The sequence below is a fragment of the Streptomyces sp. DI166 genome, from assembly GCF_900091315.1.
In the GTDB taxonomy this organism is placed as follows: Bacteria; Actinomycetota; Actinomycetes; order Streptomycetales; family Streptomycetaceae; genus Streptomyces; species Streptomyces fuscus.
The window spans coordinates 21,400-29,901 of sequence record NZ_FLSP01000100.1 but is presented as its reverse complement, the minus strand read 5'-3'; the positions used below and the strand labels follow the sequence as shown (position 1 = coordinate 29,901).

Annotated in this window: 9 protein-coding genes; 4 read left to right on the top strand and 5 right to left on the bottom strand. The window is 70.6% G+C overall.

Annotation, left to right across the window (positions count from 1 at the left end; all coding sequences use genetic code 11):
- Together GA0115233_RS33370 and GA0115233_RS33365 are read right to left on the bottom strand one after the other, a co-directional pair.
- Window positions 1–1,152 (bottom strand): DUF4140 domain-containing protein (locus tag GA0115233_RS33370; protein WP_141689607.1); only part of this gene is annotated, 1,152 nt, incomplete at its 3' end.
- A gap of 106 nt (window positions 1,153–1,258) precedes the next feature.
- Window positions 1,259–1,666, bottom strand: a complete 408-nt coding sequence (locus GA0115233_RS33365) for a hypothetical protein (RefSeq protein WP_093724076.1) — start codon at window positions 1,664–1,666, stop codon at window positions 1,259–1,261.
- Between the two features lie 326 nt (window positions 1,667–1,992).
- Between GA0115233_RS33365 and GA0115233_RS33360 the strand changes: the two genes are divergently transcribed.
- Window positions 1,993–3,297, top strand: a complete 1,305-nt coding sequence (locus GA0115233_RS33360; protein ID WP_093724075.1) for a M28 family metallopeptidase — start codon at window positions 1,993–1,995, stop codon at window positions 3,295–3,297.
- Between the two features lie 180 nt (window positions 3,298–3,477).
- Window positions 3,478–4,899, top strand: a complete 1,422-nt coding sequence (locus GA0115233_RS33355; protein WP_093724078.1) for a family 43 glycosylhydrolase — start codon at window positions 3,478–3,480, stop codon at window positions 4,897–4,899.
- On the opposite strand, the gene GA0115233_RS33350 is transcribed toward GA0115233_RS33355, so the two are convergent.
- Both GA0115233_RS33350 and GA0115233_RS33345 read right to left on the bottom strand, forming a co-directional pair.
- On the bottom strand, window positions 4,887–5,297 hold the full coding sequence (locus GA0115233_RS33350; RefSeq protein ID WP_093724074.1) for a hypothetical protein: 411 nt from the start codon (window positions 5,295–5,297) through the stop codon (window positions 4,887–4,889). The genes GA0115233_RS33355 and GA0115233_RS33350 overlap by 13 nt on opposite strands.
- A 22-nt stretch (window positions 5,298–5,319) precedes the next feature.
- Complete coding sequence (locus GA0115233_RS33345) at window positions 5,320–6,192, bottom strand: helix-turn-helix transcriptional regulator (RefSeq protein WP_093724073.1); 873 nt, start codon at window positions 6,190–6,192, stop codon at window positions 5,320–5,322.
- Between the two features lie 143 nt (window positions 6,193–6,335).
- Here GA0115233_RS33345 and GA0115233_RS33340 point away from each other — a divergent pair, with 143 nt between their 5' ends.
- The gene (locus GA0115233_RS33340; RefSeq protein ID WP_093724072.1) at window positions 6,336–7,115 is read left to right on the top strand and encodes an NAD(P)H-dependent oxidoreductase; all 780 of its coding nucleotides are present in this window, start codon (window positions 6,336–6,338) and stop codon (window positions 7,113–7,115) included.
- Between the two features lie 4 nt (window positions 7,116–7,119).
- Here the strand turns inward: GA0115233_RS33340 and GA0115233_RS33335 are convergent, their stop codons facing one another.
- Complete coding sequence (locus GA0115233_RS33335; RefSeq protein ID WP_093724071.1) at window positions 7,120–7,728, bottom strand: DUF2867 domain-containing protein; 609 nt, start codon at window positions 7,726–7,728, stop codon at window positions 7,120–7,122.
- A 110-nt stretch (window positions 7,729–7,838) separates the two neighbouring features.
- On the opposite strand from GA0115233_RS33335, the gene GA0115233_RS33330 reads away from it, so the two are divergent.
- Complete coding sequence (locus GA0115233_RS33330) at window positions 7,839–8,396, top strand: TetR/AcrR family transcriptional regulator (RefSeq protein ID WP_093724070.1); 558 nt, start codon at window positions 7,839–7,841, stop codon at window positions 8,394–8,396.
- Window positions 8,397–8,502 lie beyond the last annotated feature (106 nt).

Here is an 8,502-nt window from a genome sequence, read left to right as displayed (position 1 = left end):
TCCTCCTGCCCGGGGGCGCCGCCGGGCTCGGCGGGGCGGACCGGGGCTCCGCCGAAGGGCTGGGGTGACGGAGGAAAGGGGCCGTCGTACACGGGCGGCGGGGGCGCCGGCGCGCCGTACGCCGCCGGGGCCGGCGGCATCAGCGGCATGGAGACGGCACCGCCGACCATGGTCGGGGAACTCGGTCCCGGCGCCGACCGTGACGGGCGGGGGCGCCGTACGCGGCAGCGGGGGCGGGCCCGCCGAGTCGTACCCGGTGAACAGGTCCGCCAGGCCCGCGGGCGGTTCCCGCCAGCCGGACGGGGCGGGGGCGGGCTGACGGCGGCCGATGCGCAGCGAGCGCAGCTTCGGCAGATCGGTGCGGCGCCGCAGGTCGGCGGTGGCCACGGCGAGGCGTACGCCGTTCCAGTCCTCGCCGGTGCGCTGCGCGACGGAGGCCCGCAGCACCAGGCTGCCCGAGTCGGCGTTCTGCCGGTAGGCCAGGCGGTAGGCCGGTACCCATACGGCGCCGGGAACGCCGTACTCCAGCTCCAGTTCCACCTCTTCCGGGGGCCCGTCGAGGGTCAGGACGGCGCTGACCGTGGTGTCGACGTGGAGGTCCGGGGCGTCGGTCGAACCGCGGACCAAGCGGTCGGTGGCGAGGTCGAGTTCGTGCCGGGTGCGGCGCAGCTCGGCCTCCACCTCGGCGAGGCGGGCGTGCAGGGCCGTCAGGCGCTCGTCCACGAAGTCGGCGAGGGTCAGCCATGCCTCGGCCGGGGTGCGCCGGTGCGGGTCCTCGCGCTTGCGCTGCGGCGGGACCGGACGCAGTGCGGCGACCTCCTTGATGCGCGCGAGCACCCGGTCGCGGCGGTCTTCGAGCGCGGCGCAGGCGTCGCCCAGCCGCTCGACCTCCGCGCGCAGGGCGTCGGCGGGTTCGTCGGCGGACGGCTCGGCCTCCACGTCCACGCGCACTTCGGTGACGCGTACGGTGCTGTCGCCGATCACTCGGGCGCGCAGGGACGACGCGTCCATCGTGCGCGGCAAGCCGGAGACCCGGACCCGCTTGTTCGGCGGTACCGAGCCCGCCGCCCGGCGCGTGCACATCGCGCCCTGTGCGTAGATCACGACCGCGTCCAGGGCCGATGCCCAACGCGGTGTCTTCTCGGAGTTCATGTGTTCCGCCCCCGTCATGTCCGTGCCGGCCGAAGCCTAGCGGCCGCGTCGCGGACGCCGGGCAAGATCCCCCCTGGCTCCCCCGGGCCAGGAGGGGGAGCACGGATCAGAGCTCGCAGAAGCCCAAGGACTTCAACGCTTCGTTGATTTCCGCCGCCTGCTCCTCCGTGGTGGTGACGTCCTTGTACGAGAAACGCCGCGCGGCGAGGTAGTCGAGCATGCCCGCCTCACCGTTGATGGCCGAGCACTGGTCGCGGGCGGCCGCGATCGCCTCGTCCTCGTAGCGCACGACGTCCGGCGCGGCCGAGGCCAGGGCGTCGAGGAGTGCCTTGCGGTCCGCGCCGGTCGGCTCGGGCGGAATACCGGCGGCGGCCTGGGCTGCGGAGCGGTCCTTCTGGGACACCTCCTTCGGGGTGGTTTCGGGTGTGGAGCTCGGTTGTTCGCCGGCATTGGAGCAGGCGGTGAGCGCGCAGACGAGCGCGACGGCGGTGACGGCGGGCGTGTGGATGCGCATGATCCCCCCTTGAGCGGAGTGCGGACGGGTATCTTCGCGCCGCTCCGCCGCGCAGGTGTAGGGGTGTGTCCGTACTGTTACTTTCTGTTATCCGTCGCGGTAACGGGCACAACGGCCGACAGCGGAATTATCGCTACCGCCTTCAGGCGTCAACTTCCGCCGCATGACGTGCTCTTGACGATGAGTCAACATTCACCGAACATTCAACTCGCATCGCCGCACCTGGCACAGCCCTCTCACAGCTCCAGCGTCCCGCGTCACCAACGCAGCGGGACGTTTCGCACGTTCCGCAACCCATCCTCAGTTCGGAATCACGGAGCCCCCACATGAGACACTCCGCTCGTCAGCGTGCCCTGATCGTGGCCGGAGCCGCCCTCGCCGGGCTGCTCGCCGGGGCCGTACCTACGGCCTCCGCCCAACAGGCCGCAGCCGCCCCCGACATCCCCGTCGCCAACGTCAAGCAGCACCTCGCCGACCTGCAGTCCATCGCCACCGCCAACGGCGGTAACCGCGCCCACGGCAGGGCCGGGTACCGGGCGTCCCTCGACTTCGTGAAGGCAAAGCTGGACGCAGCCGGCTACACCACGACCATCCAGCAGTTCACCTCAAGCGGCGCCACCGGCTACAACCTGATCGCCGACTGGCCAGGCGGCGACACCAGCCAGATCGTCATGGCCGGCGCGCACCTGGACTCGGTGACCTCCGGCCCCGGCATCAACGACAACGGTTCCGGCTCGGCCGCGGTCCTGGAGAACGCGCTGGCCGTCGCACGGGCCGACTACCAGCCCGACAAGCACCTCAGGTTCGCCTGGTGGGGCGCCGAGGAGCTGGGGCTCGTCGGCTCCCGGTACTACGTGAACAACCTGCCCTCCGCCGAACGCGCGAAGATCAGCGCCTACCTGAACTTCGACATGATCGGCTCGCCCAACCCCGGCTACTTCGTCTACGACGACGACCCGGCGATCGAGAAGACCTTCAAGGACTACTTCGCCGGACTCGGCGTCCCCACCGAGATCGAGACCGAGGGCGACGGCCGCTCCGACCACGCCTCGTTCAAGAACGTCGGCATACCCGTCGGCGGCCTGTTCACCGGAGCCAGCCGGACCAAGACCTCCGCGCAGGTGCAGAAGTGGGGCGGCACCACCACCTCCTTCGACCGCTGCTACCACTCGTCGTGCGACACGACCTCGAACATCAACGACACGGCCCTGGACCGCAACAGCGACGCCATCGCCCACGCGATCTGGACCCTGTCCTCCGGCACCACCAACCCGCCGACCGGCACGGTCTTCGAGAACACCGCCGATGTCACCATCCCGGACTACGGCGCCGCGGTGACCTCCTCCGTCAACGTCACCGGCATCCCGGGTAATGCCCCCAGTGACCTCGCCGTCGGCGTGGACATCGTGCACACCTGGCGCGGCGACCTCGTCGTCGACCTGGTCGCCCCCGACGGCACCGTGTACAACCTGAAGCCGTACTCGTCCTCCGACTCCGCCGACAACGTCAAGGCCACCTACACGGTCAACGCTTCGTCGGAGACCGCCAACGGCACCTGGAGCCTGCGGGTGCAGGACCGGGCGAGGTACGACACCGGCTACATCAACAGCTTCAAGCTGACGTTCCCCTGATGCCCCCGCTGCTCGGGTGCGGACGCCAACCGGCGTGCGCACCCGAGCACTTCGCTGTCGGAAGCGTTGACTGGTGCGGGTGGGACTCCTTATCGTCCGGTCGAGAGTGCGAATGGCATTCGAGATATCGAACGGAGTGGGTTCGTGGGACCAGTGCTCGGCCGCAGAACCGTCCTCGGCATGATGGCCGGCACGGCCGCCGCCACCCTCACCGGCGCCACGGCGGGCACCGCCCACGCTGCCGCACCCGCGTCCCCGGCCGTCACCTACACCAACACCCTCGCCGAACAGCGCGCGGACCCGCACATCCTCAAACACACCGACGGCTTCTACTACTTCACCGCCACGGTCCCGGCGTACGACCGCATCGTGCTGCGCCGCGCCACCACCATCCAGGGGCTCGCGTCGGCCGCCGAGACCACGATCTGGACCAGGCACTCCAGCGGCGAGATGGGCGCCCACATCTGGGCGCCGGAGATCCACTCCATCGACGGCAGGTGGTACATCTACTTCGCCGCGGGCGCCACGGACGACGTCTGGCGCATCCGGCCCTACGTCCTGGAGTGCGCCGCCGCCGACCCGCTCACGGGTACCTGGACGGAGAGGGGCCGCATCGCACTGCCGCTGGACACCTTCTCGCTGGACGCCACCACGTTCGTCGTCAACGGCGCCCGCTACCTGTGCTGGGCCCAGAACGACCCGGCCGTCGGCAGCGGCACCAACCTCTACCTGGCGCGGATGTCCAACCCCTGGACCATCACCGGCACCCCGGTCCGCATCAGCACGCCGACCGCCGCCTGGGAGACCGTCGGCCACCGGGTCAACGAGGGCCCGGCCGTGATCCAGCGGGGCGGCAAGGTCTTCCTGACCTTCTCGGCCAGCGCCACGGACGCCAACTACTGCATGGGCCTGCTGACCGCCTCCGCCTCCGCCGACCTGTTGAACCCGTTGTCCTGGGCGAAGACCCCCACACCAGTCTTCGCCAGCAACGCCGCGACCGGCCAGTACGGCCCCGGCCACAACCAGTTCACGGTCTCCGAGGACGGCAAGTCGGACATCCTCGTCTACCACGACCGCGGCTACCGCGACATCACCGGCGACCCCCTCAACGACCCCAACCGCCGCACCCGCGTCCAGAAGATCTACTGGAAGGCCGACGGTACCCCCGTCTTCGGTATCCCCGTCGCCGACGGACTCACCCCCGTCCGCCTGTCCTCCCACAACTTCCCCGACCGGTTCATCCGCCACTGGGACTACCGCGCCCGGCTCGAACCGGATGTCTCCCCGCTCGCGGACTCCCAGTTCCGCACGGTCCCCGGCCTCACCGGCACCGGCACGGTCTCCCTGGAGTCCGCCAACTTCCCCGGCTACTACCTGCGGCACAAGAACTTCGAGCTCCGGGTGGAGAAGCACGACGGCACGTCCCAGTTCCGCGCCGACGCCTCCTTCACCGCCCACCCCGGCCTGGCGGACCCCGCGGGCATCTCCTACGAGTCGTACAACTACCCGGGCCGCTACATCCGCCACTACGACTACCTGCTCAACGTGCAGACACCCAGCACCTCGACGGACCGCGCGGACGCGACCTTCTACGCCCAGTGAGCGCGCTGCTGCCCGTGCAGGGACTTGTGGGCGCCGTACGCCTCGATGAAGCCCTGGATCGCCTCGACTCTGTTGACGAAGCCGGAGGAGCGCCACTTGCCCTTGCTGCCGTCCCGGTAGCGAAGGTCCAGCCAGGTACTGACGAACATGGACGAGTCGGTGGTGGCCACACGCAGGTTCACCTCGGCCACGTCCTGGAAGTCGACGGTCGCCAGTGGCTTGCCCTCGTTGATGTACTCGACGGCGCCGTCCGGCGTGATCACCAGGAGCGGGTCCGGATCGTCCGAGGTCCCGCGGAAGAAGCCGGTCAGCCTGTTGCGCCGCTTGGTGAACACATGCCAGTCCGCCGGCACGGGGCCCCGGCGCGCCTGCCACAGGATCGTTCGCGGATCCGTCACGGCTCCTCCGCGGGACGGGAAGTTAGTCCTGGGAAAATTCTCCGCCCGCCGCCGGTCGTACGCCACTCCGCTCGGCGGGTGCGGGGCGGTCCGGCGTGTCCAGGCTCGCCAGCAGGCGCAGGCCGTCCTCCGCGGGGCTGCCGGGCAGCGCGGACAGGACGAGCAGTTCCATGCCCGAGTCGTCCGGCAGGGCGAAGTTCTCCTGGTGGAGTTCCAGCAGGCCGACCAGGGGGTGCCGGTACGCCTTGCGGCCGTGGGTCCGGGCGCGGACGTCGGCACGGGCCCACAGACGGCGGAAACGCTCGCTGCCCATCGCCAACTCGCCGATGAGGGAGGCCAGTCGCGGGTCGTCCGGGTACTTGCCCGCCGCCAGGCGCAGGTGGCCCACCACATCGAGGGTGCAGGTGTCCCAGTCCGCGTACAGGCCCCGCCCGGCCTCCTCCAGGAAGATGTGCCGTGCCGTGTTCAGGCCCGGTACCGGTCGGCCGTACAGGAGATCGGCGAGCCGGTTCCCGGCGAGGACGTCCAGGCGGTGGCCGACGATCAACGCGGGGGCGCCCGTGACCAGTTCGAGGGTGCGCAGCAGTTCCGCACGCACACGCCCGCTCGGCGCCTTCGAGGGGCGGCGGCGCTGGCAGGCGAGTCGGCTCAGGTGCTCGCGTTCGATGGGGTCGAGGGCGAGGACGCGGGCGAGGGCGTCGAGGACCTGGTCGGACGGCTGGGTCGCGCGGCCCTGCTCCAGGCGTACGTAGTAGTCGACGCTGACCCCGGACAGGTGGGCGACCTCCTCGCGCCGCAGCCCCGTCACCCGCCGTCGGCTGTCGGTGGGGATACCGACGGCGGCCGGGTCCACCCGGGCCCTCCGGGTCCGCAGGAAGCTCGCGAGATCGTCCATGCCTCCAGTATTGCCCGGCCGGAAGAGCGGAAAGGTGGCCCTGCCAGTACCAGGAACTCCCGTCCGTGGGAAGCGGAGCCCCTGAACACCGGGCCCCGCGGCGCCCAGGATCGGAACCGCCCAGCCGATCCGAAGGAGTTCCCATGAAGACCCTGATCGTCCACGCCCACCCCGAGCCGCGCTCGCTCAACGGCTCGCTGAAGGACCTCGCGGTGACCACGCTGCGCGGCGCCGGGCACGAGGTGCGGGTGAGCGATCTGTACGCGATGAACTGGAAGGCGATCGTGGACGCCACGGACTACGGCCCTTACGCCTCAAGCCCGTTGAAGGTCGCCGCGGACTCGGGCCGGGCCTTCGACGCCGGAGAACTCACCACCGACGTCCGCGCCGAGCAGGAGAAGCTGCTGTGGGCGGACACCGTCATCCTCCAGTTCCCGCTGTGGTGGTACACGATGCCCGCGATCCTCAAGGGCTGGGTGGACCGCGTGTTCACGTACCACTTCGCGTACGGCGTCGGCGAGCACAGCGACACCAGGTACGGCGAGCGCTTCGGCGAGGGCACCCTCGCGGGCCGCAGGGCCCTGCTCTCGGTGACCGTCGGCGGCCCGGAGCCGCACTACGACTCGCGCGGCATCAACGGTCCCGTCGAGGACCTGCTGTTCCCGATCCACCACGGCGTCCTGTTCTACCCGGGCATGGAGGTCCTGCCGCCGTTCGTCGTGCACAGCGCCGACCGGATCACCGCCGACGACTACCCCGACCTCGCCAAGGCATGGGAACAGCGCCTGCTCACCCTGGAATCGACCGAGCCGATCCCGTTCCGGCGACAGAACCACGGCGACTACGAGATCCCCTCGCTGCAACTGAAGGAAGGGCTGGAGGCCGAGGGCCGCACGGGGTTCGGGCTGCACCTGCGCGGCTGACGGCTCAACTCGCCGCCCGGCTCGCCGCGTTCGCACGCCACTCCTGCCCGATGGTGCGCAGCAGGGCCGGGTACACCCCCAGATACCGGAACGGCTTGATACCCAGCATGTACAGCTCCCCGAAACGCCCGTTGGGTTTGACCAGCACCGCCATCTGCCCCCGGTAGCCGCCGTTGCCGTCGGGCACCCAGCCGACGTGCAGCACCCCGTGCATGGTCTTGTTGGCGCACTCGGCGGCCCACTCGTCGTGGGTCTGGAAGACGGAGGTGAAGGGCGCCGCGGCGATGTCCGGCCCCCGGTCGCCCTCGCGCAGGTCGCCCGGCAGACGGTCCCGCAGCGACGCCACCCGGCCGCCGACGCCCGAGCCCGGCTTGTCCCAGCCGAGCAGCGCGCCGAGCTTCCAGCGCACGGTGAACAGGAACCGGCCCAGTCGGCTGCCACCGTCCGGACCACGCCTGCCGTTCGCCATCTGCTCCACCAGGTGGCGCAGATCGTCCGGGCCGCCCGGCGTCGGCAGCACCCACACATCCTCCAGCCGGAAGTCGTGGGCGATCTCATGAATCCGCCAGGGGCGTGCGGTGTGCTCGCCGGGCGGAAGGCGCAGTTCACTCATTGCTGGCTCCTGTCTATACGGTGCCGTATAGATCGAGCATAGACCCGTCTATACGGCTCCGTATACTGATCGGGGCTGTGAGGGGAGACTGTGAGGGGAGACGACACGGCATGGGCGCGATCCGCACACCGCGGGACAAGTGGATCGAGGAGGGGCTGCGGGCCTTGGCCGCGGGCGGCCCCGAGGCCGTCCGGGTCGAGGTCCTCGCCCAGCGGCTCGGCGTGAGCAAGGGCGGCTTCTACGGGTACTTCCGCAACCGCGCCGCCCTGCTGGCGGAGATGCTGGACACCTGGGAGCGCGGTGTCACCGAGGACGTCATCGAGCGGATCGAACGCGACGGCGGCGACGCCCGCGAACGGCTCGTCCGTCTCTTCGACTACGTGGGCTCGGCCACGTCCCCGGTGACCGCCGCCGGCGTCGAATTGGCCATCCGTGAGTGGGCCCGGCGTGACGAGAGCGTCGCCGCGTGCCTCCGACGGGCCGACAACCGGCGCATGGACTACCTGCGACAGCTCTACGGAGCGTTCTGCCGCGACACGGACGACGTCGAGGCCCGCTGCCTGATCACCTTCTCCCTGCGCATCGGCGACCACCTCATCGCCGCCGACAACGGCCCGCGCAGCCGCGCGGAAGTCCTCCGCGCGGTCAGAAACCGGCTGCTGGACTGACCGGCGACGGCGGGGGTGGCGGCGCGGGGCGCTGCTGTACATACGGGGCTCCGGCGGCTGGACGTTTCGACACCCCAGATCGTCGCCAACACCGTTACCCGCCCGC

What these genes read in the sequence shown, in the direction of transcription:
- GA0115233_RS33365 (WP_093724076.1), bottom strand. Translation starts at nt 1,666, where the DNA reads ATGCGCATCCACACGCCCGCCGTCACCGCCGTCGCGCTCGTCTGCGCG.
- GA0115233_RS33360 (WP_093724075.1), top strand. Translation starts at nt 1,993, where the DNA reads ATGAGACACTCCGCTCGTCAGCGTGCCCTGATCGTGGCCGGAGCCGCC.
- GA0115233_RS33355 (WP_093724078.1), top strand. Translation starts at nt 3,478, where the DNA reads ATGATGGCCGGCACGGCCGCCGCCACCCTCACCGGCGCCACGGCGGGC.
- GA0115233_RS33345 (WP_093724073.1), bottom strand. Translation starts at nt 6,192, where the DNA reads ATGGACGATCTCGCGAGCTTCCTGCGGACCCGGAGGGCCCGGGTGGAC.
- GA0115233_RS33340 (WP_093724072.1), top strand. Translation starts at nt 6,336, where the DNA reads ATGAAGACCCTGATCGTCCACGCCCACCCCGAGCCGCGCTCGCTCAAC.
- GA0115233_RS33335 (WP_093724071.1), bottom strand. Translation starts at nt 7,728, where the DNA reads ATGAGTGAACTGCGCCTTCCGCCCGGCGAGCACACCGCACGCCCCTGG.
- GA0115233_RS33330 (WP_093724070.1), top strand. Translation starts at nt 7,839, where the DNA reads ATGGGCGCGATCCGCACACCGCGGGACAAGTGGATCGAGGAGGGGCTG.